Here is a 23036-nt window from a genome sequence, read left to right as displayed (position 1 = left end):
GGGTCAGGAGCCCGTGGCCGGACCGGGGCCCGGACCCGTTCCCGTTCCCGTTCCGGTGAGGTACGCGGAGACGACCACGTTCGCCGTGTATCCGCCGGTCGACCGGTCGAAGGTCCCGCCGCAGGTGATCAGGCGCAGCTCCGGGCGGCCGGCGACGCGGGGGCCGTACACCTGGCGGGCGTCGAAGCGCTCCGGTCCGAAGACGCGCACATCGTCCACGGTGAACTCGGTGGTCTCGCCGTCCTCCCCCGTCACCCTGACCCGCTCGCCCGGACGGAGGGTGCTGAGGTCGTAGAAGACGGCCGGACGGGTCTCGGTGTCGACATGGCCGACGATGATCGCCGCACCCGGCTCCCCCGGCCGGGCCCCGCCCCCGTACCAGCCGACACTCCCGCCCGCCGTGTACGGAGGCGGGTCGATCGCGCCCCGCTCGTCGAGGCCGCGCACCACGACGGGGGCGGAGACGCCGAGGGCCGGGACGTCGAGCCGGCGGGGCGTGGAGACGTCGAGCGGCGCGTGGGCGGCCGGCATGGGGACGCCGGGCGGGCGGCCGACCGCCGCCAGGTCGCCGGTCGTCGGCGCGGACATGCCCGCCGCGCCACCGGGGGCGCCGCCGCCCCACAGCCAGAGCACCAGGACGAGGACGGCCCAGACCACCCCGATCACCGCCCGCCGCACCCCGGCCGCGCCCACTCCCTCGCCCGGTCCGGCGCCCGCTTCCGTGCCCGATCCCGCCGACGTACCCGGTCCCGCTGCCGCGCCCTCCGGGCGTATCCGCGCGGGCATCTCAGTCGGAGTCCGTACGGCGCCGGCGCGCGCTGCGCACCGCGAAGGCGACGGCGGCGGCCCCGGCGAGCACCAGGCCCACCACCGTCTGTGTGGCGCTCGGTCCGGTGTCCTCGGGGTCGACCGCGGCGACCGGCATCGCGATGGCCGCAGTCCCGCCGCCGCCCGCGCGCACGGGAGCGACCGGTGAGGCGTGCACCGTCCGGGCCACCTTCTCCGCCCCGCCGGCGGGCATCGCCCGCACCAGGAGCCGACCGGTCTCCCCGTGGTCCCGCCCGTCACAGAGGATGCGGACGCCGAAGGCACCCGGCCCGGCGCCGGGCCGTACGCGTGCCGTGCCGGCGAGGGCACGCTGACCGGTCACGGTGCGCAGTTCCGCGTCGCCCATGAACGCCTCGGATCTCGCGAGCGCCGAGCCGCCGGAGCAGCCGGTGGCGCCGACCCGGACCGTACCGCCGGGCACCGCCTCGGCGGGGGTCAGCCGGGCCGTCGCCCCGGCGGAGCCCGGGGAACTCGCGGAGTCGTCGGCGACGGTGGCCGCGGTCGCGGTCACGGCGGGTGCCAGCACGAGGACGGCGGCCGCACCCACGGAACGGAGAGCAAGGGAACCTGCACGCATCGTGAACCTCCTGATACCGCCAGAGTCACGCGTACGGCGCGTTTCCGCATCCGCAGCACCGGTCACCCTCCGTCGGCGCGCCGCTGACCTGCGCCGTTGCCGAGGCGCGGGTCACTGAGGGTCACCGGGGGCCGGGTGGCGTCCGTCAGACGCGGTCGACGAGGTCCGCGATGGAGTCGACGACCGTGGACGGACGGAACGGGTAGCGGTCCACGTCCCCCGGCGCCGTGAGGCCGGTCAGGACCAGGAAGGTCTCCATCCCGGCCTCCAGACCCGCGAGCACATCCGTGTCCATCCGGTCGCCGATCATGGCGCTGGTCTCGGAGTGCGCCCCGATCGCGTTCAGGCCGGTGCGCATCATCAGCGGGTTGGGCTTGCCCGCGAAGTACGGGTCCTTGCCGGTCGCCTTGGTGATCAGCGCGGCCACACTGCCCGTCGCCGGGAGCGGCCCCTCGGTCGACGGGCCGGTCTCGTCGGGGTTGGTGCAGATGAACCGCGCGCCGTTGTTGATCAGGCGGATGGCCTTCGTCAGGGACTCGAAGCTGTAGGTGCGGGTCTCGCCGAGGACCACGTAGTCCGGCTCGTGGTCGGTGAGCACATAGCCGATGTCGTGCAGGGCCGTGGTCAGTCCCGCCTCGCCGATGACGTAGGCGGTGCCGCCGGGGCGCTGGTCGTCCAGGAACTGGGCGGTCGCCAGCGCCGAGGTCCAGATGTTCTCCACGGGCACGTCCAGACCCATGCGGGAGAGGCGGGCGTGCAGGTCACGGGCGGTGTAGATGGAGTTGTTGGTGAGCACGAGGAAGGGCTTGCCGGTCTCCCGCAGCTTCCTGATGAAGGCGTCGGCTCCGGGGATGGGGACGCCCTCGTGGATGAGGACGCCGTCCATGTCGGTCAGCCAGGATTCGATCGGCTTGCGCTCTGCCATGCGGGCGGACTCCTGCCGTGCGTGTCGTACATGCGGGTGGGCGCCGCGACGGCGCTGTGGCGACGCCCACCAGCGTAAGGGGCCTTCGTGCGGATCAGGCCGGGCCCGCGTGACCTGATCCGTACGAAGGGCCCTGGTCAGCGGCGGGAGCGCGGGGCGACGCGGCGGCGGAGGACGAGCAGGGCGATACCGGTGCCGAGCGCGAGGGTCGCCGCGGCCGCGAGGACGCGTACGCCCGTGCCGGCGCCGGTCGAGGCGAGCTGCTCGGGCAGCCAGGGGGGCGAGGACGCCTCGGGCGTACCGGAGGGCCGCGCGGTGCCGGGGTCCCGGTCCGCGTCCCCGTCGACGTCCGGGTCCGGCTCCTGCGACTCGGCGGAGCCGGAGGGCCGGGCGGTCCCCTCGGTCACGGTGAGGTGGTAGTCCTCGGACGCCCCGACCCAGTCGCCGTCGTCGCCCCGGCGCTGGACGACCGCCGCGTTGACGGTGACCTCGCCGGGGGCGGTGCCGGCCGCGAGGGAGAAGCGGACGGGCACGGTCACCGTCCCGTCGGCCGGGACGACGAAGCCCCGGAAGCCGTCGTCGAAGGCGCCGACCAGTTCGTCCTCGCTGGTCCGCTCCAGGGTCACCGGGCGCCAGCGCCCGGCGTCACCGTCCCGGAACTCGACGGCGACGCGGTCGGGCGCGAGCGGCGTCCCGGTCAGGACGACCACCGGGTGGATGTGGTGGCACAGCTCGCGGGTGGTGTTGGTGAGGTCGATGCGCCAGCCCTGGAAGCCCGAACCGGCTTGCACGGTACGGGGGCCGCCGTGGATACGGGTCTCGATCGGGAAGCCCGGATCGGTGGACTTCCCGCAGGTCGGCTGGCGGTCGGCGGGCACCGCGTCGCCCTGCTCCCGCGCGGCGGGCGGTGCGGCGGGGCGGTCGGCGGCCGGGGTGTCGTCGGCGGTGGCGGGGCTCGCCAGCAGGGCGGCGGCCAGCACGGCGGCCGTGGCCGTACCGGCCGGGAGGGCGAGGGCGGTGCGCAGTCGCATGGGGGTGGCCTTTGCTTGCTCACGGTCGCCGGGCGGGGCCGCGGGCCGGTGGCCCGGGGCCCTGCCATCGTTGCCCGGGGCGCCCGCCGGGGGTGTGCCGTGTACCGCCGAACAGCGGTGCAACGCCCCCCGTGTCCGCGTATTCGGTGCCGGGGCGCATGGCGGCGGGCGCGGGCGGGGCCCTTCGGGGCGGCCGGTCGGGGCGGGTCAGGCCGGAGACGGGGTGGAGGCCGCCGGGGCCGGGGCACGTCCGAAGACCGGGGCGAGCACCAGATGGGCCGCCCCCTCCGCGACGGTGTCCGCGCCGCCGGGGGCCGCCTCGACCGGCACCCCGCCGCCGCGCGCCGCCACCACCTCGCCGACCCCGCGCACGAAGACGTCCTCGGCGGCGGCGACCGTGCGTCCGCCGAGCAGCACGCGGTCGATGTCGAGCAGTCCGACGAGATTGGCCGCCCCGGTCCCGAGCACCCGGGCCGCGCCCCCGAGGTCGCCGCCCGCGACGGCGGCCAGGCAGAGCGCCTCGACGCAGCCGCGCCCGCCGCACCCGCACAGGGGCCCGTCGAGCTGCACGACCTGGTGTCCGAACTCGCCCGCGCCGGTGCGCGCGCCCCGGTACAGCCCGCCGCCGAGCACCAGCCCGGCCCCGAGGCCGGTGCCGAGGTGGAGGTACGCGAAGGAGTCGCCCGGGCCGCGCAGGGCGAGGCCGAGGGCGGCGGCGTTGGTGTCCTTGTCGAGGACGACGGGGAGGGCGAGGCGCCGGGCGAGCGCGTCCCGCAGGGGGTACCCGGCCCACGCGGGGAAGCCGGTGACCCGGCCCGGGACCCCGGCGTGGTGGTCGAGCGGCCCGGGCATCGCGACCCCGACGCCGAGCACCCGCGACCCGGCGGGGCCGGATGTCTCCACCTCCGGCCCCGGCGCCTCCCGCGCGTCCGCCCGGTCCGTGCCGCCCGCCCGGCCCGCCCGGGCCAGCAGGGCCGCGACCTCCGCCGAGGCCGTCGTCAGGACCCGGTCCGCCCCCGCGCCGAGGTCGAGCGGGGCCCGGCGGTCCGCGACGCGCGTACCCGCGAGGTCGAGGAGGACGGCCCGCAGCTCGTCCCGGTCCAGTTGCAGCCCCACCGCGTGCCCCGCCGACGGGACCAGCCGCAGCACCGTGCGCGGCTTGCCCCCGGTGGAGGCGCGCCGGCCCGCCTCCGCCGCCATGCCCTCCTCGCGCAGCCGGCCGGTGATCTTGCTGACGGCCTGCGGGGTCAGGCCGGTGCCCTCGGCCAGTTCGATCCGGCTGATCCCGTCCTCGCCCGCGGTGCGCAGCAGGTCGAGGACGAGCGCCGCGTTGTGGCTGCGCAGGGCCGGGAGGTTGACGCCCGCGGGCTGTCCGGTGCGGGGTCCGCGCGTGGCGCCCGGGGCGCTGGGACGGTGGGTGGTCACGGGACGGTGGGTGGTCACGCCCCCATTCTCCGGGACGCTTGCACTTTGGCAACAGCGTTGCTTAAGTGGGGTCCATGACTGGCTCCGGCACCCCCCTCCGCGTCGGGCTCGTGGGCTACGGCCTCGCGGGCTCCGTGTTCCACGCCCCGCTGATCGCCTCCACCGACGGTCTGGTCGTCGACACCGTGGTCACCTCCCGCGAGGAGCGCCGGGCCGAGGCGCGGGCGGCCCTCGGGGAGGGCGTCCGCTTCGCCGCCTCGCCGGACGAGCTGTGGGAGCGGGCCGGCGAGCTGGACCTCGTCGTCGTGGCCTCCCCCAACAGGACCCATGTCCCGATCGCCACCGCCGCCCTCGAAGCCGGTCTGCCGGTGGTCGTGGACAAGCCGGTGGCCGGCACGGCGGCCGAGGCGCGCGCCCTCGCCGGGCTGGCGAAGGAGCGGGGCCTGGCGCTCTCCGTCTTCCAGAACCGCCGCTGGGACAACGACTTCCTCACCCTGCGCCATCTGCTCGCGGAGGGCGCCCTCGGGGATGTGCGGCGCTTCGAGTCCCGCTTCGAGCGCTGGCGCCCGCAGCCCAAGGGCGGCTGGCGCGAGTCCGGGGACCCGGCGGAGATCGGCGGCCTCCTCTACGACCTGGGCAGCCATGTCGTCGACCAGGCGCTCTCCCTCTTCGGCCCGGCCGCGCTGGTCTACGCGGAGTCCGATGTGCGCCGCCCGGGCGCAGAGGCGGACGACGACACCTTCATCGCCGTCACCCACACCAACGGCGTCCGCTCCCATCTGTACGTGAGCGCGACGACGGCGCAGCTCGGCCCGCGTTTCCGCGTGCTCGGCTCCAAGGCGGGGTACGTGAAGTACGGGCTCGACCCCCAGGAGGCCGATCTGCGGGACGGTAGGCGTCCGGCCGAGGGTGTTTCCTGGGGCGAGGAGCCCAAGTCGATGTGGGGCCGCATCGGGTCCGGGGAGTCCCCGGTCACCGGTGGGGGCGCCCTTGTCCCGACGCTGCCGGGCGACTACCCCGCGTACTACGCGGCGGTCGTCGGGGCGGTCCGCGGCGAGGGCCCGGTCCCGGTGACCGCCGAGGAGGCGGCCGCCGCCCTCGACGTCCTGGAAGCCGCCCGCCGCTCCGCCAGGGACGGCGTGACCGTGGAGATCAGCGCATGACCGGCACCACCGCCAGCCCGCAGCCGCAGCCCTCGCAGCCGCGGCCGTCACAGCCGAAGCCCTCGCAGCCGAAGCCGCCGTCGGAGCATCTGTCCGTGGAGGAGATCGCCGAGCAGGAACACCGTCTCACCCTCGGCGGGTTCACCAACGAGGACGCCTGGAAGCTGGGCAGTCTGCTGGTGGAGATGGCCCGGCTGCGTGAGGCGCCGGTCGCGATCGACATCCGCCGGGGCCCGCAGCAGCTCTTCCACTTCGCGCTGAGCGGCGCCAGCGCCGACAACGACGCCTGGATCGACCGCAAGCGCCGGGTCGTCGAGCGGTACGGCGTCAGCTCGTACCTGGTCGGGGCCCGGCACCGCGCCAAGGGCACCACCTTCGAGGAGTCCTCCCGGCTCGACCCGGACGTGTACGCGGCGCACGGCGGCTCGTTCCCGATCAACGTCGAGGGCGTCGGCCTCGTCGGCTCGGTGACGGTCTCCGGTCTGCCGCAGGCCGAGGACCACGCCCTGGTGGTCGACGCGCTGGAGCGGTTCGCGGCGCACGCGGACGGGTCGAGCGGGGTGGCGGGCGCGCCGTCCTGACGCCCTGGCCCGGGGCCCGCGCCCCGGGTCTTCCGGACCGGCGCGGCCCTCTCCTGGCCCGGGCCGGTCCCCCGGACCGGCGCGGTCCGGCACGTCCCCCGCGTGCCGGGCCGCGCCTCTTTCACGCGTGGCCCGTTTGGCTTTCGCGCGTGGCGCGTCTTGCGCGTGGCTCGCCCCGGGCCGGGGCTACGCGTCCTTGAGCTCCTGGCGCTGGCGGCCGAGCCCGTCCACCTCCAGCTCGACGACGTCACCCGCCCGCAGATACGGCTTGGGCTCCGGCTGCCCCATCGCGACGCCCGCCGGGGTGCCGGTGTTGATCACATCGCCGGGGTGCAGGGTCATGAACCGGCTGAGGTAGCGGACCACCTCGGCGACCGGGAAGATCTGGTCGGCGGTGGACCCGTTCTGGCGCAGCTCCCCGTTGACCCAGAGCCGCAGCCCCAGCGCCCCCGGGTCGGGCACCTCGTCGGCGGTCACCAGCCAGGGGCCGAGCGGGTTGAAGGTCTCGCAGTTCTTGCCCTTGTCCCAGGTGCCGCCGCGCTCGATCTGGAACTCCCGCTCGGACACGTCGTGGGAGACGGCGTACCCGGCGACGTACGCGAGGGGGTCCTCGTCGTCCGTGAGGTAGCGCGCCGTGCGGCCGATGACGACCGCCAGTTCGACCTCCCAGTCCGTCTTGCGGCTGCCGCGCGGGATCAGGACGGTGTCCTCCGGGCCGACGACCGTGTCGGACGCCTTGAGGAAGACGACCGGCTCGGCGGGCGGCGCGGCCCCGGTCTCGGCCGCGTGGTCGTGGTAGTTCAGCCCGATGCAGACCACCTTTCCGACGCGGGCCAGCGGCGGGCCCACGCGGAGCCCGGTGGCGTCGAGGACGGGCAGCTCCCCGGCGGCGGCCGCGGCCCGGATCCGGGCGAGGGCGGCGTCGTCGGCGAGGAGTGCGCCGTCGATGTCCGGGACGAGCCCGGACAGGTCGTACAGGGTGGTTCCGTCCTCGGTGGTTCCGTCCTCGGCGAGCAGGGCGGGGCGCTCGGCGCCGGCCGTACCGACACGCAGCAGCTTCATCGTGGGTCTCTCCCGGTCGACATCGACCCCGGACCGACAGGTGCGGCCGTCGAGACGCGGAGACTTGGTCGATCCTCCAAGAGTTCCCACCGGCCCGCAAGACCCTGTTCACACCGTGGACCGGCCGTGCGCCGTGTCCGGAGGCCCGGCCCGTCACCCGGCCGGGGTGAGCGCGCCCGCGACCGGCATGTCCCGGTACAGGAAGACCCGCTCCACCGCGCTCCACGTCGTACTGGTGACCACGTACAGCGCGGCGGCCAGCGGCACCACGGCCACGGTGACGAGCGTCGCGAACGACATCAGCGGCATGACCTTGAGCATCGCCCCCATGCCCGGCACCTGCTCCCCGTCCGCGACGGGCGCGGCGGCCATCTGGCTCTTGGTGCGCCGGTAGTTGAAGGTCGCCACCGCCGCGACGATCACGAAGAGCCCCAGGTAGACGAGCCCGGCCCCGCCGAACACCCCGCCGTCGGCGAGCGCGTCCGTCCAGCGCCCGCCGAGCGGGGCGGCGAAGAGGCTGTGGTCGAGCAGGGAGTTGGGCTCGCCGCCGATCCGGGAGTTCGAGAACAGGTGGTACATCAGGAAGAACGCGGGGAGCTGGAGCAGCGAGGGGAGGCAGCCGGAGAGCGGGGAGGTCTTCTCCTTCGCGTACAGCTCCAGGGTGGCCTGCTTCAGGCGCTCGGGGTCCTTGCCGTGCTTCTTGCGGAGCGCGGCGACCTGCGGGGCGAGCCGGGTACGCGCCTTGGCGCCGCGCGCGGCGGCCCGGGACAGCGGGTGGACGGCGAGGCGCACGAGCGCGGTGAAGACGATGATCGCGGCGGCGGTGGCCGAGGTGGCGAACAGGGGCTGGAGCAGCTCGGCGAGGCGTTCGACCAACGTGGCGAAAACGGACATGGGTGAGCCCTCCGGGGGTCTCGTCGTGCCGGGGAGTCGCCGGGGCGGCGCGCGGGGGGCGGGCGAATGGCCGGCCACGGGGGCGCGCGGCGGTACGGCGGGGGTGGGGTCGGCGGCGACGGTGCTGGAGGGGCGGGCTGGGCCGGGTCCGGGGGGCGCCCGGGGCCGGGCCTGGTCCGGTCCGGTCCGGGGTGACGCCCGGGGCGGGCCGGGGCCGGGCTCCCGTGGGGCCGGGGCCGGTCCGGTCAGCCGAGGCGGGCCCCGGCGGGCCGGGCCCGGACGATCCGGGCGCCCGGTGCGGGCGTCCATCGGCGCGGCGGCCGGTCACCCGGCCGGACCCACGCGGCGCGGAACGCGCCCCTACGCAGCCGTCGCGAGACGACGGCCCGGCGCCCGGGGACGCCGGCGGCCCCGGGCATCGGGGTCGCGCTGGGGCAGAAAGGCGGTGCGCTGCTCACGGTCACGCAGGGCGGTGCGGACGCGGGTGCGCGGGACGACCGGCGCACAGCGCGCGCTGATCACCGCGCAGACGACGAGCGCGGAACCGGCGGCGGCCGTCGCGGTGGCGGCGAGCGCCACGGCGGCGCCCAGCCCGTCCCCGTCGACGAGCACGACCCCGACGAGAAGGAAGAAGAACAGCCCGGCGAGCCGGAACAGGGGCGGTGCGCTGCGGAACAGGCGCGGTGCGCTGCGGAGCATGCCCCACGCCCTCCTGCCGCTCGATGGCCGACGGCCCCGGTCGGAGCCTCCCCACAGTTGTACACGAACAACCCGCGCCCCCGGTTCCCCCGGCACCGGCCGCCCGGCACTCCGCCGCACCGCGCGGCGGGGCACCGTCGAAAAAAATCTCGCGAACATGTCATCCAGCCGCCCGCCCACCGGCGTTTGGAGAGTTGGGGAGGTGCCCTCCGCCGTGCCGCGGCGCCCGCCCACCCGGCCACGGGGGTCCGGGTGGTCGGGCCCGTGGAGCACGTGCCCACGGCGCCCCGCGTCCGCTGCCCCGCCCCGTCCACCGCGCCCACCGCCACAAGCCGAAGGAACCCCCACCCCGTGACGCAGGACCGGGACCGCCACCGCAGCCGCGACCCCGACCTCGGTTCCGACTGTGGCGCCGGCCGCGACTCCGACCCCGGCCCGAACCCCCGCCGGGGCCCCGACCGTGACGCCGAGTTCGCCGAGTTCGCGATGGCGGCCTGGCCGCGGCTGGTGCGTACCGCGACCCTGCTCACCGGGGACTTCCACGAGGCCGAGGACCTGGTGCAGACGACCCTGGCCAAGGTCTGGTCGCACTTCCGCCGGGTCCCGCGCGAGGAGATCGACCTCTATGTGCGCCGGGCGCTGGTCAACAACAACATCAGCCGGGTCCGGCGGCGGCGCGTCGCGCATCTGCTGACGCCGTTCCTGCCGGAGTCCGCGCACCGGGTGCAGGCCGACCACTCGGAGACCACCGAGCGGCGCGCGGCGGTCCTGGAGGCGCTGGCGTCCCTCCCCGCGCGGCAGCGGGCCGTGGTCGTGCTGCGGTTCTGGGAGGACATGCGGGAGCCGGACGTCGCCGCCGTCCTCAACTGCTCGGTGGGCACCGTCAAGACCCACACCCGGCGCGCCCTCCGGACCCTGCGCGCCCACCCGATCCTCGCCGACGGCGTGACCGGCATCAACGGCACGACCGGAAACGGCGCCTCCCCCTCCGGAGCCCACCGATGACTTCCGACCGCGGTCTGCGCACGGTGCTGGCCGACGCCGTGCACGACCTCGCCCCCTCCCCCGTCCCGCTGGCCGCCATCGCCCGGACCGCCCGCGCGCGCAGGCGGCGGCGGGTGGCCGGGCTGGCCGCGTCGGGCGCCGCTCTGCTGATCGCCCCGTTCGTGGTGACGGCCGTCCAGCGGTCCGCGCCGCCGGACCACGTCGTCGTCCCGCCGGCCGTGAGCAGCCCGCCTCCCACCGCGCCCCGGTCCCCCTCTCCGTCCCCGCCGCCGCGGTCCCCGGTGCGGGTCGTGGCGCCGGGCGAGCGGGTCGAGGGGCCCGGCGGGGTCGAACTGTGGCTGACCGAGCAGGGCAAGCACTGGGCGCTGCCCGGGGAGGAGCCCCAGTTCCGCAGCGTCACCGACGGCAACATCGACCGGGCCGGCCCCGGCGTGAGCCTCCAGACGGAGGGCGACGCGACGGGCACCTTCCTGTCCGGGGTCTACTACGGCACCGACCGGGCGGCCCGGGTCGCCGTCGCGACCGCCGCCGGGCCGATCACCGCCGGCCTCCTCACTCTGCCCGGCGCCCCCGGGTGGGGCGTCTGGTACGCGTGGGCGGGGCCGGAGTCGTACACGCAGGAAGGGTTCCTCGGGGGCGTGACCCTGTCGGACGCGGAAGGGCGGACGCTGGCGTCGCTGCCGGGGCCGCCCGTGCCCTGACGTCCGCGTCCCCTCGGCCCTACGCCCCCGCGGGCTGTGGCCCAACTCACCACCGCCGGCGCCCGGTCGGGAGCACTCACCCGTACCGGGACTCCCCTGCACCCGCCCCCACGGCAGTACCGTGTGGTCCATGCGCCCCGACACGCCTGCCGACCACCACGCCGAAGCCGAGCGCCTGCTGCGCACCGCGGAGCAGTACCCGGAGGACGAGGAACAACTGCTGCTCCAGGCCGCGGCCCATCTGGAACTGGCCGGCGACCGCGGTCGCGCGTCCGGCCTCTACGACCGCCTGCTCGCGGCCGAGCCGGAGCACCCGCAGCTCATCAAGGCACTCCAGGCGGCCAACCTCTGGGAGTACGGCCACGAGGCCGAGGCCCGCGCCCTGATCGCGGGCATCCGCATCGCGGCCCCGGCGCAGGCGGCCCCGTGGGAGATCATCGCGGAGACGCTGGAGTCCCACGACGAGCTGGAGGCGTCCCACGAGTGCTTCAACGAGGCGCTCGCGCTGCTGCTGCCGGCGGACGACGAGGTCCCGTACGCGGCGCAGTCCCTCCTCGCGGGCCGGCACCGGGTGCGGCGGCTGCTGGGCCTGGCGCACGACGACCACGACGCCCTGGCGGACCGGGTGCACGCCACCCACACCCCGGACTTCAGCCTCGACGAACTCCACGACCCGAAGCGCCTGTGGGCCCTCGGCTCGGACAACCCGGTCGAGCTGAAGGCGGAGATCGCGCGGCTGCGCGCGGAGCTGGGCTCGTACCGCTCGGCGCTCTCCCGGCCGTTCCCGGTGGCGGTCCTGCACTGGCCGGCCCCGGAGCTCGCGGAACTCCTGGAGGCGTACCCGGACCTCGCGGCCGAGTACCCGTCCCACGAGGCGCACCTCGCGGACATCGAGTCCGCCCTGCGCGACCTGGCCTCGACGGGCACCCGGAACCTGGGCATCGTCACGGCGACGGTCCCCTCCTACGAGGCCTTCGCCGCCTCGGAGGTGTCCTCCCCGACGAACACCTCCCTCCTCCCCCAGTACGCCACCACCCTCGCCGCCCGCGGCCGCGCCACGGCCTGGCCGCCGTCCAGGACGGCGGGGTGCTGGTGCGGGTCGGGGGTGGCGTACCGGGAGTGCCACGGGGGGTGAGGGGGGGGCGGGGACTGGGCAGCCAGCCGCCTTCCGTCCCTTGGCCCCTGGGCCCTGGGCGAAAACGGGAACACACACCCCCACGCGTCGGCTGATGTAGCGTCAGTAGCACGCACGTGCATACAGGGGGTTGCATGTCGTTCGAAGAAGAGTGGTCTCAGCTGAAGGCCGACGCACTGCGCAGGCAAGAGGCACGGATGCGGCTCGCGGCAGCCGGGGACGGCCCCGCGCCGTCCCCGAGTCCGCAGCACGCGGACCTTGGGCTGACCGATACACCAGTGCGCTCAAAGGCAACAGGCTTACGCGTGGCCCAGGGTGAGGCCCGTGACAAGTCCAAGCTGGACGACGCGGAGGCCGTGGGCCGGACACACTCCGGGTGGGACGCGGGCGTGGCGAGCAATGACTGCGTGGGTGCGTGGCAGAAACGTCTCCACCGGCTCAGCGACCTCGCCGAGGACGCCGCAGCGGCCTTGACCAAAGGGATGGACACCCAGATCAGCGAAGATGTGTCCATCGCAAAGGAGATCAGGAAATCCGCCGGCTGGCTGGAGGATGCCTAATGGTCTCCGTCAAGGGTCTCGACACCGCTCGCCCCCAGCAGTGGCGGGACGCGGCGGACGATGTCGTCAGAGCCGCCAAGCAGTGCGACGGGCTGGCGTCCTACGCTCGCGACGAAGTGGCGGACACCCTCAAGCAGTGCTGGGCCGGTGACGCTGGACGGGCTGCCCGCGCCAAGTTCGTCAAGCAGGCCGACGACTACGAGGCCGCCGCCATCAGCCTGCGTGCTCTGGCACGGACCTACGACGATCTCGCGAAGGACATCGAGGACGCGCAACGAGACCTGCGGAGCGGCCTCGACTACGCGGGCAGGCACGGCCTGAAGGTCGACGACAGCGGTCGGGTGGACTATGCGCAACCCACCGTCACGGCACCCGGCGGCGAGGAGCACACAGAGCTGCGCCACGCGCACCAGGTCATCACGGATGCCCTGGGGAAGGCCTTACGAGCGGACTTGGAAGCCGCCCGGACCCTACGCGCACGATAGAGGGCCTCACGCAGATCGGTGACCCGAAACTTGCACGGGAAGCCCTGAACGGGGACAGTCCCCTGGCCATAGCCTTGCGTCTGGACGGCGGCCTCGGCGATATCCACCCGATCAACGTCCCGCACAACGTACTGACCGCAGTGAACCGCGCCTCGACGGAGACCGGCATAAGCCGCAAACTCCTGCTCGCCATCCTGTGGCAGGAACAGCAGTGGTACCAGAACCACAACCCCAGCCTGCGCGGACCGCTGACGGAGTTCGGGAGGTTCTTCAACTGGGGGCTGACCCTGTACCCGAAACCCGATAAGTCCCTAGGCATCACTCACATCAAGCTGCCAACGGCCCGCGCCGTCCTCGACGAGTATCCAGACAGCTTCCGCCTCACCGACGGCAGGTCCATGAGGGAACTGAGCGACGCGGAGCTGGCGGCGGAGATAGAGGCCGATCCGGAACTCGATGTCCGTCTCTCCGCCCACCATTTGGCGATGCTGCGGGAAAACCCCTACGGCGCGGACACGGACAAGCAGCTCTTCACTCTCTATGCCGCCGACACCCCCGACGTCCGGGAGAAGAACGAGCAGCACGGCGACGAATCCGATGACCGAGGCGGGGACATCAAGGCGCGCGGGCGGAACTGGGACAAGATAGAGCCTCACCTGGACGACGCGATGGCCTGGCAGGCGCTGAGTGACGAGGAACGCGCTTCGGCCATCCGGCAGTTGGAGTCCCAAACCCCTGCCGGACATCATGTATCGATCGAACCGATCTTCAGCGCGGGCCAGACGACGGGCAACGGAACGGGTGAGCCCGAACCCGGCACTCCGTCGCCCAGCCCCGGACCGGCACCCGTACCTCCGGGAGGTTAGCCACATGAGGAGGGTCGGACTCGCGAGCGCGGCGTGCCTAGTGGCGCTGACCCTGACCGCCTGCGACGCGTTCACCCGCAGCAGCGCCGCGCCCCTGGAGCCGCTGCCCGCCCATGTGCCGGCCGGCCCTCGCTTCACCGCGGCCGAGGAGATCACCGCGAGGCTCGCGCGGAACGGCATGAACTGCGAGGTGTTTCTCGAACGAGGCGGCGCCGGCTCGGGCAAAAGCCTGCACTGCCTCCTCGACGACCGCGGCACAGAGGTGGAGGCCCAGATCACGGTCTTCGACACCACGGTCGTCAAGGAGGGCGAGATCGGGCTCGCGGTGCGCAGCCGGCGGACGCCACCGCGCGGCCAGACCCTGGTCGTCGCGGCCAACTGGTACATCCGCGTCCTCCCGGCCGACGCGCTGGCCCCGGCCCGCCGGATGGCCGACGCGCTGGGTGGGGTGGTCCTCCCGCCCCTGCACCCACTGCCCGCCATTCCCGACGGCCCCCAGCACGCCGATGCGAACGCTCTCGCGGCCGCGTTGGACGGCTCAGTCGGCTGCACGCGCCGGAAGGCGTCGTCACCCGGCGAACTCCGCTGCCGCACCAACACCTCGGCACCGGCCCCGGACTGCGCCAGCCCCTTCGGCGGCCGGGATGCGCACCTCGCGGTCCACCGCACCCCGACTGAACGCGACGACTATCTCCGTCTGCTGCTCACCGAACCTCGTGCACCACGCCACGTCGTGACCGCGGGCAACTGGTCCCTCCAGCTCTGCACGGCGGACGCGGCGCGCACGGCGGCGCGGGACCTGGGGGGCGTAGTGGTCCCGGTGCCCGGGCGGTAGCGTCCCTCGCGATGGAGCTCGCCCCGTCGTCATCGCCACATGTCGAATCTGAGTTGGTCGAGGAGGACCGCCCACTCACCGTGTTCGTCAGCCAGGGGGTGGTGTCCACCACGTTGATCGCATGGGCTATGCGGCTGGTGACGGCGGCACACGTCGCCCCCGACCTGTCGGTGACGCCTGATATCACTGACACGACGTGAACGGGGAGGGAAGGCGATGTCAGGTCCCATCGAGGCCCACGAGCCGGTGACCGGTCTGTACGAGCAGTTGATCACGCTCCGCGTGGAGAAGCAGCTCCAACAGCTCGACGGTGAACGCTGGCGAGCCGTCGATGACGCGGTGGGGGTCGAGTCGGGACCGCATGTCATGGCCCGCCATGTCGCAGAAACGACCCGGCGTGTGCTGGAGCGCCTCCCAGCGGCGGAACGCGTGCATGCCGCCAACCACATCCTGGAATCCATGAGCACCATCGACGGTGCCCGCGAGTGGGTGGACCTGGTCGCTGACGGGCCGCGGCAACTCCTCGCCATCGCGGAGAAACAGGCCGAAGGCGTCTACGCGCTCCGTCCCGCGACTCCGCTGTCCGACGCGGCCCTCATCACCAACTCCCCCGGCGATCCCAGCTTCGGCTTCGAACTGCGGGCCGAGCTGGCCACCGCAGACCGCGTCGATCTCCTGTGCGCGTTCGTGAAGTGGCACGGTCTGCGGGTGATAGAGCAGTCGTTGGAGGCCGCCCATGCTCGGAGTGTGCCCATGCGGGTCATCACGACGACCTACATCGGGGCCACCGAGCGTAAGGCCCTTGACAGGCTCGTGCAGAAGTACGGCGCCGAGGTGAAGGTCAACTACGAGCTGCGCTCCACCCGGCTGCACGCAAAGGCGTGGTTGTTCCGACGGAATAGCGGCTATGACACGGCCTACGTCGGCAGCTCCAATCTGTCGAAGGCCGCACTACTCGAGGGCCTTGAGTGGAACGTGCGCCTGTCGTCCATCGCCACACCGGATGTGCTGCGCAAGTTCGAGGCCACCTTCGACTCCTACTGGAGCGATTCCGCCTTCGAGTCTTACGACCCGGACCGCGACGGCTCCCGACTGGACGACGCCCTGCGGCAAGCCGGTCAAGGCTCCGGAGCCACCCGACCGGACGGCAGCCGGCCCATCACCCTTTCCGGCCTAGAGGTGCGCCCCCACCCGTACCAGCGGGACATGCTGGAACGGCTGGAAGTCGAGCGCACGGTGCACGACCGACATCGAAACCTCCTCGTCGCTGCCACGGGCACGGGCAAGACGGTGATGGCGGCGCTCGACTACAAAGGGCTGGTCCGGCAGCACGGGAGGAAGCTCCGGCTGCTCTTCGTCGCCCACCGGCAAGAGATTCTGCGCCAGTCGCTGCGCACGTACCAAGACGTTCTGATCGACGCCAACTTCGGACAGGAGTTCCACAGTGGGACGGTCCCCACCGACTGGGACCATGTCTTCGCCAGTGTGCAGTCCCTCAACGCCCGTGCCCTGGAGCAGATCGCGCCGGACCACTTCGACGTCATCGTGATCGATGAGTTCCACCACGGCGTCTCGCCCACATACCGCCGGATCATCGACCACTTCACGCCCGTGGAACTCCTCGGTCTGACGGCCACCCCCGAGCGTATGGACGGCCGTAACGTCCAAGACGAGTTCTTCGACGGGCGCATCGCAGCGGAGATGCGGCTCTGGGAGGCCCTGGAGAACGAACTCCTCAGTCCCTTCCACTATTTCGGGATCACCGACACCACGGATATGAGCGCTGTCACCTGGCGACGCGGCGCCTACGACTCGGCGGCGTTGAGTGAGCTGTTCACCGGCAATACGGCACGAGCCCGTCTCGTGGTGCGAGCCGTGCAGGACAAGGTGACCGACCCCGGCTCCATGCGGGCGCTCGGCTTCTGCGTATCCGTGGCCCACGCCGAATTCATGGCTGACTTCTTCCGGACCGCCGGGTTCGCAGCCGTGGCGTTGTCGGGTGAGACGCCTCGAGACCGCCGCAAGACCGCGTTGGACGATCTCCGATCCGGAGAACTTCAGGTGATCTTCTCGGTCGACCTCTTCAACGAGGGCCTGGACGTACCGGACGTCGACACACTGCTTCTGCTGCGCCCGACGTCCAGCGCCACCGTCTTCCTCCAGCAGCTCGGGCGCGGGCTGCGACGCAGCGAGGACAAGGCCGTCCTCACCGTGCTGGACTTCATCGGCCAGCACCGCACCGAGTTCCGCTTCGAGGAGCAGTTCCGCGCCCTGACGAACCTCACGCGCAACCGACTCCTGGACCACATCGAGCACGACTTCCCGCAGCTTCCCTCCGGCTGCCAGATCATCCTTGAGCGCAAGGCCAAGGATCTGATCATCAGTAACGTCCGCAGCCAGATCGGCGTGAACGTCACCCAACTGGCGCGAGAGGTAAAGCAGTACGCGGAACCACGGCTCTCCGACCATCTCCGGGAAAGCGGTCGGGAACTCAAGGAGCTCTACCCGCGGCACCGGAAACTCCTGGACCGGTCTGCTGCGCAGAGCAGACCTACTGCCCTCCACCGCACCCGAGGGCGAAGCCAAGCTACTCAAACGCGCGTCGGCCTTCCTCCATGCGGACGACCCACACCGCGTCACCGCCTATACCCTGCTGCTGTCGGACGACGCACCCGCGTACGCGGATCTGGATACGCGCGGGCAGGCGTACGCCCGCATGCTCTTCTTCTCCCTCTGGCCCCTTGGCGGCTTTGCCAGCTACCAGGACGGGTTGGACGCCCTACGGCGGCAGCCCGCCTTCCGGGACGAGCTGCGCCAGGTCCTCGCGTACAACCTCGATCGCACCGACCACGTTCCGGTGCCCCTCCTTGGTGGGCTGGCCGACCTTCCCCTGACGGTCCACGCCACCTACAGCCGTGAGGAGATCCTGCCCGCCTTGGGGCAGGCATCGATTGGCGGCTTTCTGCCGGGGCACTTCCGTGAGGGGGTGAAGTGGTGCGAGAACGTCAAGGTCGACGCCCTGCTGATCACTCTCGACAAGGACGAGAAGGATTTCTCCCCGCAGACCCGCTATCACGACTACGCACTGAGTGACCGCCGGTTCCACTGGGAGTCTCAGAACCAGACCTCCGAAACCTCCCCCACCGGTGTGCGGTACCGAACCCACAAGGAACTCGGCACCCACGTTCTCCTGTTCGTACGCCGCTACAAGAAGACGGATATCGGTGGCCCCCAGCCCTGGATGCTCCTGGGCCCTGCCGACTACGTCGAACACAAGGGGAGCAAGCCGATGGCCATCACCTGGGAACTCCACCGCGAGATGCCGGCCGACGTCTGGACCTACTCGACGATCGCGGCGGGCTGACACTTCCACTTCGGCCCGCAGCGTCCCTGCGAGCCGAAGCTCAGGTACCGAATTCCGCCCGGCAGTGCATCTCGGCACGGTCGAATACCGCATCCACGTCAAGGCCATGTACCCGAAGCCACGTCACCATGTCCGCGACGATGTCCACCGCCGCTTCCTCGGCGATCGCCACGCCCAATCGACTTCCTTGAGCCAACTGCCCCCGGGTCACACGCCCGTAAGACCGAGCAGCGCACCGGCTCGCCGCACAGCCGGCGTTTCCACATGCCCGCCCGGCACGTCCAGCCGCGTACCGAGCTCACACCAGATGATTTTCGAGCTCTCCCGCAGAAGCACTCCCCAGGACTCCGAGACGGCATCCACCAACGCAAGACCGCGTCCCCCCTCCTCGTCGCGCCCGGAGGCACGGCACGTGGGCAGTGAGAGGCAATCCGGGTCGTGGACCTCGATCCGGAGTCTCGTGCCGGACATCGAGAGCGCGAGCGTGGCGGGCGTGCCGACGCCGACGTGCTTGATCACGTTCGTGCTCAGCTCGCTCACACAGAGCTGCGCGGCCTGGACGGTGTCGGGTAACCCCCATGCCTCCAGATGGAGACGAGTGACGTGCCGGAGACCTGCGACTTCTTGTGGTTCAGCCGTGAACAGCAGCTGAAGCGGTTTGCGACGCATGCACTGCACTGACGACAACCCCTCACCCTCGTGACCGAAAGCCACATGAGACTCACTCACCGTGTGGCCCTCCGGAGCATGGCAGGAGCAATACTCTCCATGCAATGTGCACGGCGGGATTAGCTGGATCGAGTGATTGGCCCGTAGGACTCGCCGGGGGAAACTGAACTCCTCTACTCAAACGAGGTGTTGATTTGGCCGGCTCGCCCACCGCCCGTCGTCGCCGTCTGGCGATCGAGCTCAAGAAGCTGCGCGAAGAACACAAGCTCACCTGCAACCAGGTAGGCGAGGGGCTGGACTGGAGTGGTTCGAAGGTGAACCGCATGGAGACGGGTAGCGGCCGCGTCCAGCCCTCCGACGTGGACGCCCTCTGCCGCTTCTACGAGACCACCGACGAGCTACGGGAGTTCCTGAAGTCGCTCGCCAAGGACTCGAAGGTCAGGGGCTGGTGGCATGCGCATGGAGCCGGCGTGCCGCAGTGGTTCTCGGTCTACATCGGCCTGGAACAGGACGCGTCGAGCCTCCGGCAGTACCAGTGCGAGTTCGTCCCTGGGCTGATGCAGACGCCGGAGTACGCGGCGGAACTACACCGTGCGACGAATCAACTCGCCGCTGAGGCCGTCGAGCGGGCCGTCAACGTCCGCATGGAACGCCAGAACAGACTCGCCACGACCGAGGGCCCGAGCCTCTGGTGCATCGTGCATGAGAGCGTGTTGCACCACGTTGTGGGCGACCGCGAGCTGATGAAGCATCAACTGACGCGCATGCTCGATGTCGCGTCCAGCAAGAACGTGACGCTGCAGGTGCTTCCCTTCGACGCAGGCACCTACCCCGCTACGGGGGCGTTCACGATCCTCGGCTTTCCTGAGCAGGAGGATCCTGACGTGGTCTATCGCGACGGCCTCACCGACGCCATCTACCTGGAGGCTCCGAGCGACGTGGACGAGTACACCCGCGCGTACGACAATCTACGAGCCGTCGCTTCGAGCCCGCCGCGATCGGTCGAACTGATCAAGCGCGTTCTGGAGGATTCGTACTCATGAACAAGGCCCCGCACCCGGCCGACCACCTGCACTGGTTCAAGAGCAGCTACAGCAACGGGTCCGGAGGCGAGTGCGTCGAGACGGCTCGGTGGGCGTCGGCCATCCTGGTCCGGGACAGCAAGCTTCCGAAGGCTGGCAGGCTCATGTTCTCCAGCTCGGCGTGGGGGGTGTTCGTCGCCCGGGTCAGCACGCTTCCGCAGTGTTGAACGCGCGGTAGACCTCAGCCAACGACCTCACCGAAACCCCGTTCACGCTCTCCCGCGCCTTCCCCGTGCGGCACAGTGATGCTCGACGAGCCAAGCGGCTCACATCAGTCGAGAGGAAGCGCATGACCTTACGATTCGTCGGCAAAGACCCCGAGTCCGGAGACCACGGTTCACCTGCCGTCTGGGTGGACGAGGACAGTAGGGATCTCGTCGTACAGGGTTGGACAGCGGATGTTGAGACCACGGACAGCAGCTCGCGGGACGTACCCCTCCCAGCGCACGAGTCGGTCATCAGGATTCCGAAGCGGATGATTCCGCACCTCCGGGAGGCACTTCGTGTCGCAGAGTCTGACTGACTTCTCCGACCTGATGAGGTCGGCAAAGGAGTCGGCCGTGCATCTGGAGATGCGGGACGTCTACAGCGTGGCCAATGAGGTCGAGGGCTTCACCGCGTGGAAGAACGGACATCGCCTCGACCCGGACGACCGGGCATCATGGTGGCGGCCTTGGCTCGACCTCGTGCAGGAGGTGACAGCGAAGGGGGTCGTCGTCCGGCGAGCCCGGATCGTCTCCGAGCCGATCAGCGAGTACACGGCGTTCGAGCACTCGGGCACGTTCACCAACATCGCGGCTGGCGAGCAGATCCGTTGGCTTCCGCGCCGCCTTGCATCGGATCTCCTGCTGCCGGGCAACGACTTCTGGTTGTTCGACGGGCGGCTCGTGCAGTTCAACGTGTTCGACGGCAACGGCCACTGGGTGCACACGGACCAGTCGGATGAACCCGCCGTCGTGGCTCGGTGCGCGCGGGCCTTCGAAGCGGCGTGGGAGCGGGCCATCCCGCACGAGCAGTACGCCGTCTGATCGAAGTTCGGCCGGCTCATGTCTTCCTCCCCGTTCTCAACAGCGCAGGCAGCACGACAAGCCGTCGCCATGCGCCTGCAAGGGCTGATGAGAGACGCCGGGCTGTCAGGCCATGAGCTGGCCGTCCGCTGTGGCTGGCACCGGGCGAAGTCGTCCCGCATCGCACGTGGAATCACGCCTCCTTCGGACGCGGATATCCGTGCTTGGTGTTCGGCTTGCGGGGCAACCGACCAAGCCGCAGACCTCATCGCAGCGTCACGCAACGCGGAAGCCATGTATGTCGAGTGGAAGCAGATTCACAAGGACGGCATGCGGCGGGTGCACGAGAAGACCGTGCCCCTCTACCAGCGGACCCACTCGTTTCGCGTCTACGCCTCCAATCTGGTGCCGGGCATGCTCCAGACCGCTGGATACGCCACGGGGCTCCTCAAGTCCATCACCGCCTTCCAAAGGACCCCGGACGATGTGGAGTCCGCGGTGAAGGCCAGGCTCGACCGATCGCGGGTCGTCCGCGAGGGCGACCACCGATTCGCCCTGCTTCTCGAAGAGACGGTTCTTCACTATCGTGTCTGCGGCGACGAGGCTATGCGCGAACAGCTCGAGTACCTGCTAGCGGTATCGCGCCGACCGAACGTCTCACTCGGCATCATCCCGAGGCACGCCCGGAGAACAATGTGGCCGCTCGAAGCGTTCTACGCGTTCGACGATCAGCAAGTGGCAGTCGAGACGTTGACGGCGGAAATCAACCTCACCACACCTGGGGAGATCCACACCTACCTTCGCGCCTTCGCCGAACTCTCGCAGACGGCGATACGCGGAGTGCTCGCGCGCGCCCTGATCAATGACGCACTTCTCACGCTCAGGTGAATCCGTGCAACAGCGTGCAACAAGGTGGAGCCACGACCAGCTCGGTCTCTAGCGTCATCACCTACCGAGAGCCACGAAGGCGGTAGCGCGCGGCCCGGTAGACAGCCCCGTTCGGGGCTGCAGACACATCAGGAAGGACGCAACGGTGACTGACCTGTACGGGCTCCCGATCAAGGGAGCCGCCTTCACGAAAGCGTGCGGTGGCAATACGCATCCGGATGGCGAATCGTGTGTGACGCTCGCGAGGATCGGGCCGGATGCATGGGCGCTCGGCGACAGCAAGCGCCCTGAGGCCGAACCCCTGCGCTTCACCACGGCCGAACTGGGTGCAGCGGGTATCGACCCGGCCCGTTTCGACCTCTCCGCCTGACCCCGGCAGTACCTGGGACGAGGCCCCGCCCACTGCAGCGCCGGCAGGCGGGGCCTACGGCATACCAGGAACGGAGGAGCAGTGCATCACCACGGTTACGCATGGGTCGGCGCAAAGAAGGCCTTCGACCGAGAATTCATCCGAAGGCCGCCCGGTGAAGCGCCCACTCCGAGCAGTGAGCAGGAGGTGTTCGCCCGCTATCGAGAGGCCGTTGCCGAGTTCCCGGCTTCCGGTGTACCTCCGATTCAGACGGCTCACTGGCTGATGAAGCCGCCATCGTTGATCCGGGGAACATGGCACGAGCCAACAAAGGCGGGTGAGTGGTTGGCCTTGCAGCTCACCGACCTCGCTCCTCGCTTCGATTCGGTGGAGGATCGAGAGGCATCGCGGCTCGTGTTGCTCGTGGAGTCCGCCATCAAGCGGCTCGCATGGGGTGGAGATGTGTCGCTGGGGCACTACGTGTCGGGCAACGCCTTCCACTCTGTCGCACTAGTGACCTGCTGCCCGAACAAAAGTGCTCCCGAGCTTGGTTGTCCCGCTTCACCGCAATCCATGCCGTCGATGCCTCACGGGGATGCGCGGCGCACGCGTCAGCGATAGTCGTCCGGGTGGCCCTGCATCCAGGTGTTGATGCGGTCTCGGGTGTCGACGAGCTTTGCGCGGTGGGTCTCCAGGTTGGGGGTGGAGGGGTCGCCCGAAAGGGTCTTGTCGAGGGCGGCGACCCAGGCGAGGGGTTCGGGGAAGTGACCGGGGCCCTTGGGGTCGGCCTTCATCGCGCGGGCGAGGCGCTGGGTCATGTCCCCTGTGGTGGTGTAGCCGGACCGATCTGATCGTTGTTGGGGTAGATCTTGTCCATGCTGCCTTCGGGGAGGTAGCGGCGGGGG

Annotated in this window: 27 protein-coding genes and 1 pseudogene; 17 read left to right on the top strand and 11 right to left on the bottom strand. The window is 71.3% G+C overall.

Annotated features, from left to right (window positions below; translation table 11 throughout):
- Positions 1-3: 3 nt before the first annotated feature.
- The 5 genes from ABZ457_RS27405 to ABZ457_RS27385 form a co-directional block, all read right to left on the bottom strand.
- Positions 4-786: a class F sortase gene (locus tag ABZ457_RS27405; protein WP_359162563.1), complete on the bottom strand. Its 783-nt coding sequence runs from the start codon at positions 784-786 to the stop codon at positions 4-6.
- A 1-nt stretch (position 787) separates the two neighbouring features.
- Positions 788-1405 carry a hypothetical protein gene (locus tag ABZ457_RS27400; RefSeq protein ID WP_359162560.1) on the bottom strand — a complete coding sequence of 206 codons (618 nt, stop codon included), beginning with the start codon at positions 1403-1405 and terminating at the stop codon, positions 788-790.
- Positions 1406-1550: 145 nt separating this feature from the next.
- The gene (locus tag ABZ457_RS27395; RefSeq protein WP_018846400.1) at positions 1551-2330 is read right to left on the bottom strand and encodes an HAD-IIA family hydrolase; all 780 of its coding nucleotides are present in this window, start codon (positions 2328-2330) and stop codon (positions 1551-1553) included.
- Positions 2331-2467: 137 nt separating this feature from the next.
- Positions 2468-3361, bottom strand: coding sequence for a hypothetical protein (locus ABZ457_RS27390; RefSeq protein WP_359162556.1), 894 nt, complete (start codon positions 3359-3361; stop codon positions 2468-2470).
- Between the two features lie 207 nt (positions 3362-3568).
- Complete coding sequence (locus tag ABZ457_RS27385) at positions 3569-4705, bottom strand: ROK family transcriptional regulator (RefSeq protein WP_359162596.1); 1137 nt, start codon at positions 4703-4705, stop codon at positions 3569-3571.
- Positions 4706-4860: 155 nt separating this feature from the next.
- Here ABZ457_RS27385 and ABZ457_RS27380 point away from each other — a divergent pair, with 155 nt between their 5' ends.
- Positions 4861-5949 carry a Gfo/Idh/MocA family oxidoreductase gene (locus ABZ457_RS27380; protein WP_359162553.1) on the top strand — a complete coding sequence of 363 codons (1089 nt, stop codon included), beginning with the start codon at positions 4861-4863 and terminating at the stop codon, positions 5947-5949.
- Entirely contained in the window at positions 5946-6530 is a 585-nt protein-coding gene (locus tag ABZ457_RS27375) for a heme-degrading domain-containing protein (protein WP_359162550.1), read from the top strand. Before ABZ457_RS27380 ends, ABZ457_RS27375 begins: the two co-directional genes overlap by 4 nt.
- A gap of 186 nt (positions 6531-6716) precedes the next feature.
- Here ABZ457_RS27375 and ABZ457_RS27370 read toward each other — a convergent pair whose 3' ends face one another.
- The 3 genes from ABZ457_RS27370 to ABZ457_RS27360 all read right to left on the bottom strand — a co-directional run bounded on the left by ABZ457_RS27370 (position 6717) and on the right by ABZ457_RS27360 (position 9185).
- Positions 6717-7592 carry a fumarylacetoacetate hydrolase family protein gene (locus ABZ457_RS27370; protein ID WP_359162547.1) on the bottom strand — a complete coding sequence of 292 codons (876 nt, stop codon included), beginning with the start codon at positions 7590-7592 and terminating at the stop codon, positions 6717-6719.
- A 153-nt stretch (positions 7593-7745) separates the two neighbouring features.
- Positions 7746-8486 carry a YidC/Oxa1 family membrane protein insertase gene (locus ABZ457_RS27365; RefSeq protein WP_359162545.1) on the bottom strand — a complete coding sequence of 247 codons (741 nt, stop codon included), beginning with the start codon at positions 8484-8486 and terminating at the stop codon, positions 7746-7748.
- Positions 8487-8846: 360 nt separating this feature from the next.
- Complete coding sequence (locus tag ABZ457_RS27360; RefSeq protein WP_359162542.1) at positions 8847-9185, bottom strand: DUF6412 domain-containing protein; 339 nt, start codon at positions 9183-9185, stop codon at positions 8847-8849.
- Between the two features lie 351 nt (positions 9186-9536).
- On the opposite strand from ABZ457_RS27360, the gene ABZ457_RS27355 reads away from it, so the two are divergent.
- The 9 genes and pseudogenes from ABZ457_RS27355 to ABZ457_RS27315 all read left to right on the top strand — a co-directional run bounded on the left by ABZ457_RS27355 (position 9537) and on the right by ABZ457_RS27315 (position 18136).
- Positions 9537-10190, top strand: coding sequence for a SigE family RNA polymerase sigma factor (locus tag ABZ457_RS27355; RefSeq protein ID WP_359162539.1), 654 nt, complete (start codon positions 9537-9539; stop codon positions 10188-10190).
- Positions 10187-10891: a hypothetical protein gene (locus tag ABZ457_RS27350; RefSeq protein ID WP_359162536.1), complete on the top strand. Its 705-nt coding sequence runs from the start codon at positions 10187-10189 to the stop codon at positions 10889-10891. Before ABZ457_RS27355 ends, ABZ457_RS27350 begins: the two co-directional genes overlap by 4 nt.
- A 130-nt stretch (positions 10892-11021) precedes the next feature.
- Positions 11022-12026, top strand: coding sequence for an SEC-C domain-containing protein (locus ABZ457_RS27345; protein ID WP_359162533.1), 1005 nt, complete (start codon positions 11022-11024; stop codon positions 12024-12026).
- Between the two features lie 134 nt (positions 12027-12160).
- On the top strand, positions 12161-12586 hold the full coding sequence (locus ABZ457_RS27340) for a hypothetical protein (RefSeq protein WP_359162530.1): 426 nt from the start codon (positions 12161-12163) through the stop codon (positions 12584-12586).
- Complete coding sequence (locus tag ABZ457_RS27335; protein ID WP_359162528.1) at positions 12586-13071, top strand: hypothetical protein; 486 nt, start codon at positions 12586-12588, stop codon at positions 13069-13071. Before ABZ457_RS27340 ends, ABZ457_RS27335 begins: the two co-directional genes overlap by 1 nt.
- Positions 13072-13145: 74 nt before the next feature.
- Positions 13146-13937: a hypothetical protein gene (locus ABZ457_RS27330; RefSeq protein WP_359162525.1), complete on the top strand. Its 792-nt coding sequence runs from the start codon at positions 13146-13148 to the stop codon at positions 13935-13937.
- A 4-nt stretch (positions 13938-13941) separates the two neighbouring features.
- On the top strand, positions 13942-14772 hold the full coding sequence (locus ABZ457_RS27325; RefSeq protein WP_359162522.1) for a hypothetical protein: 831 nt from the start codon (positions 13942-13944) through the stop codon (positions 14770-14772).
- Positions 14773-14783: 11 nt separating this feature from the next.
- On the top strand, positions 14784-14972 hold the full coding sequence (locus ABZ457_RS27320) for a hypothetical protein (RefSeq protein ID WP_359162519.1): 189 nt from the start codon (positions 14784-14786) through the stop codon (positions 14970-14972).
- Positions 14973-14988: 16 nt separating this feature from the next.
- Positions 14989-18136: pseudogene (locus ABZ457_RS27315) on the top strand (DUF3427 domain-containing protein).
- Between the two features lie 40 nt (positions 18137-18176).
- On the opposite strand, the gene ABZ457_RS27310 reads toward ABZ457_RS27315, so the two are convergent.
- The gene (locus ABZ457_RS27310) at positions 18177-18308 is read right to left on the bottom strand and encodes a hypothetical protein (RefSeq protein ID WP_359162516.1); all 132 of its coding nucleotides are present in this window, start codon (positions 18306-18308) and stop codon (positions 18177-18179) included.
- A gap of 35 nt (positions 18309-18343) precedes the next feature.
- On the bottom strand, positions 18344-18805 hold the full coding sequence (locus ABZ457_RS27305; RefSeq protein WP_359162513.1) for an ATP-binding protein: 462 nt from the start codon (positions 18803-18805) through the stop codon (positions 18344-18346).
- A gap of 194 nt (positions 18806-18999) precedes the next feature.
- Here ABZ457_RS27305 and ABZ457_RS27300 point away from each other — a divergent pair, with 194 nt between their 5' ends.
- The 6 genes from ABZ457_RS27300 (at position 19000) to ABZ457_RS27275 (ending at position 22752) form a co-directional block, all read left to right on the top strand.
- A complete protein-coding gene (locus tag ABZ457_RS27300) occupies positions 19000-19848 on the top strand; it encodes a helix-turn-helix transcriptional regulator (protein ID WP_359162510.1) in 849 nt (282 codons plus the stop codon).
- Positions 19845-20054, top strand: coding sequence for a DUF397 domain-containing protein (locus tag ABZ457_RS27295; protein ID WP_359162507.1), 210 nt, complete (start codon positions 19845-19847; stop codon positions 20052-20054). The genes ABZ457_RS27300 and ABZ457_RS27295 overlap by 4 nt, the downstream gene beginning before the upstream one ends.
- Positions 20055-20390: 336 nt before the next feature.
- A complete protein-coding gene (locus tag ABZ457_RS27290; RefSeq protein WP_359162504.1) occupies positions 20391-20915 on the top strand; it encodes a DUF6879 family protein in 525 nt (174 codons plus the stop codon).
- An 18-nt stretch (positions 20916-20933) separates the two neighbouring features.
- Positions 20934-21782, top strand: a complete 849-nt coding sequence (locus ABZ457_RS27285; protein WP_359162501.1) for a helix-turn-helix transcriptional regulator — start codon at positions 20934-20936, stop codon at positions 21780-21782.
- 145 nt (positions 21783-21927) lie between these two features.
- A complete protein-coding gene (locus ABZ457_RS27280; protein ID WP_359162498.1) occupies positions 21928-22152 on the top strand; it encodes a DUF397 domain-containing protein in 225 nt (74 codons plus the stop codon).
- A gap of 81 nt (positions 22153-22233) precedes the next feature.
- Positions 22234-22752: a hypothetical protein gene (locus ABZ457_RS27275; protein ID WP_359162495.1), complete on the top strand. Its 519-nt coding sequence runs from the start codon at positions 22234-22236 to the stop codon at positions 22750-22752.
- Here ABZ457_RS27275 and ABZ457_RS27270 read toward each other — a convergent pair.
- Positions 22743-22949, bottom strand: a complete 207-nt coding sequence (locus ABZ457_RS27270) for a hypothetical protein (protein ID WP_359162492.1) — start codon at positions 22947-22949, stop codon at positions 22743-22745. The two genes, ABZ457_RS27275 and ABZ457_RS27270, sit on opposite strands and share 10 nt — an antisense overlap.
- Between the last annotated feature and the right edge of the window lie 87 nt (positions 22950-23036).

This window comes from Streptomyces sp. NPDC005805, from assembly GCF_040630445.1.
Lineage (GTDB): Bacteria > Actinomycetota > Actinomycetes > Streptomycetales > Streptomycetaceae > Streptomyces.
Note: the sequence above shows the minus strand (reverse complement) of the source record. Positions and strands in the feature narration are given on the sequence as shown.

Excerpts from the sequence above, each read along its gene's own strand:
- ABZ457_RS27405 (WP_359162563.1), bottom strand. The coding sequence starts at position 786 with ATGCCCGCGCGGATACGCCCGGAGGGCGCGGCAGCGGGACCGGGTACG.
- ABZ457_RS27400 (WP_359162560.1), bottom strand. The coding sequence starts at position 1,405 with ATGCGTGCAGGTTCCCTTGCTCTCCGTTCCGTGGGTGCGGCCGCCGTC.
- ABZ457_RS27395 (WP_018846400.1), bottom strand. The coding sequence starts at position 2,330 with ATGGCAGAGCGCAAGCCGATCGAATCCTGGCTGACCGACATGGACGGC.
- ABZ457_RS27390 (WP_359162556.1), bottom strand. The coding sequence starts at position 3,361 with ATGCGACTGCGCACCGCCCTCGCCCTCCCGGCCGGTACGGCCACGGCC.
- ABZ457_RS27380 (WP_359162553.1), top strand. The coding sequence starts at position 4,861 with ATGACTGGCTCCGGCACCCCCCTCCGCGTCGGGCTCGTGGGCTACGGC.
- ABZ457_RS27375 (WP_359162550.1), top strand. The coding sequence starts at position 5,946 with ATGACCGGCACCACCGCCAGCCCGCAGCCGCAGCCCTCGCAGCCGCGG.
- ABZ457_RS27370 (WP_359162547.1), bottom strand. The coding sequence starts at position 7,592 with ATGAAGCTGCTGCGTGTCGGTACGGCCGGCGCCGAGCGCCCCGCCCTG.
- ABZ457_RS27365 (WP_359162545.1), bottom strand. The coding sequence starts at position 8,486 with ATGTCCGTTTTCGCCACGTTGGTCGAACGCCTCGCCGAGCTGCTCCAG.
- ABZ457_RS27360 (WP_359162542.1), bottom strand. The coding sequence starts at position 9,185 with ATGCTCCGCAGCGCACCGCGCCTGTTCCGCAGCGCACCGCCCCTGTTC.
- ABZ457_RS27350 (WP_359162536.1), top strand. The coding sequence starts at position 10,187 with ATGACTTCCGACCGCGGTCTGCGCACGGTGCTGGCCGACGCCGTGCAC.
- ABZ457_RS27345 (WP_359162533.1), top strand. The coding sequence starts at position 11,022 with ATGCGCCCCGACACGCCTGCCGACCACCACGCCGAAGCCGAGCGCCTG.
- ABZ457_RS27340 (WP_359162530.1), top strand. The coding sequence starts at position 12,161 with ATGTCGTTCGAAGAAGAGTGGTCTCAGCTGAAGGCCGACGCACTGCGC.
- ABZ457_RS27335 (WP_359162528.1), top strand. The coding sequence starts at position 12,586 with ATGGTCTCCGTCAAGGGTCTCGACACCGCTCGCCCCCAGCAGTGGCGG.
- ABZ457_RS27325 (WP_359162522.1), top strand. The coding sequence starts at position 13,942 with ATGAGGAGGGTCGGACTCGCGAGCGCGGCGTGCCTAGTGGCGCTGACC.
- ABZ457_RS27320 (WP_359162519.1), top strand. The coding sequence starts at position 14,784 with ATGGAGCTCGCCCCGTCGTCATCGCCACATGTCGAATCTGAGTTGGTC.
- ABZ457_RS27305 (WP_359162513.1), bottom strand. The coding sequence starts at position 18,805 with ATGCGTCGCAAACCGCTTCAGCTGCTGTTCACGGCTGAACCACAAGAA.
- ABZ457_RS27295 (WP_359162507.1), top strand. The coding sequence starts at position 19,845 with ATGAACAAGGCCCCGCACCCGGCCGACCACCTGCACTGGTTCAAGAGC.
- ABZ457_RS27285 (WP_359162501.1), top strand. The coding sequence starts at position 20,934 with ATGTCTTCCTCCCCGTTCTCAACAGCGCAGGCAGCACGACAAGCCGTC.
- ABZ457_RS27270 (WP_359162492.1), bottom strand. The coding sequence starts at position 22,949 with ATGACCCAGCGCCTCGCCCGCGCGATGAAGGCCGACCCCAAGGGCCCC.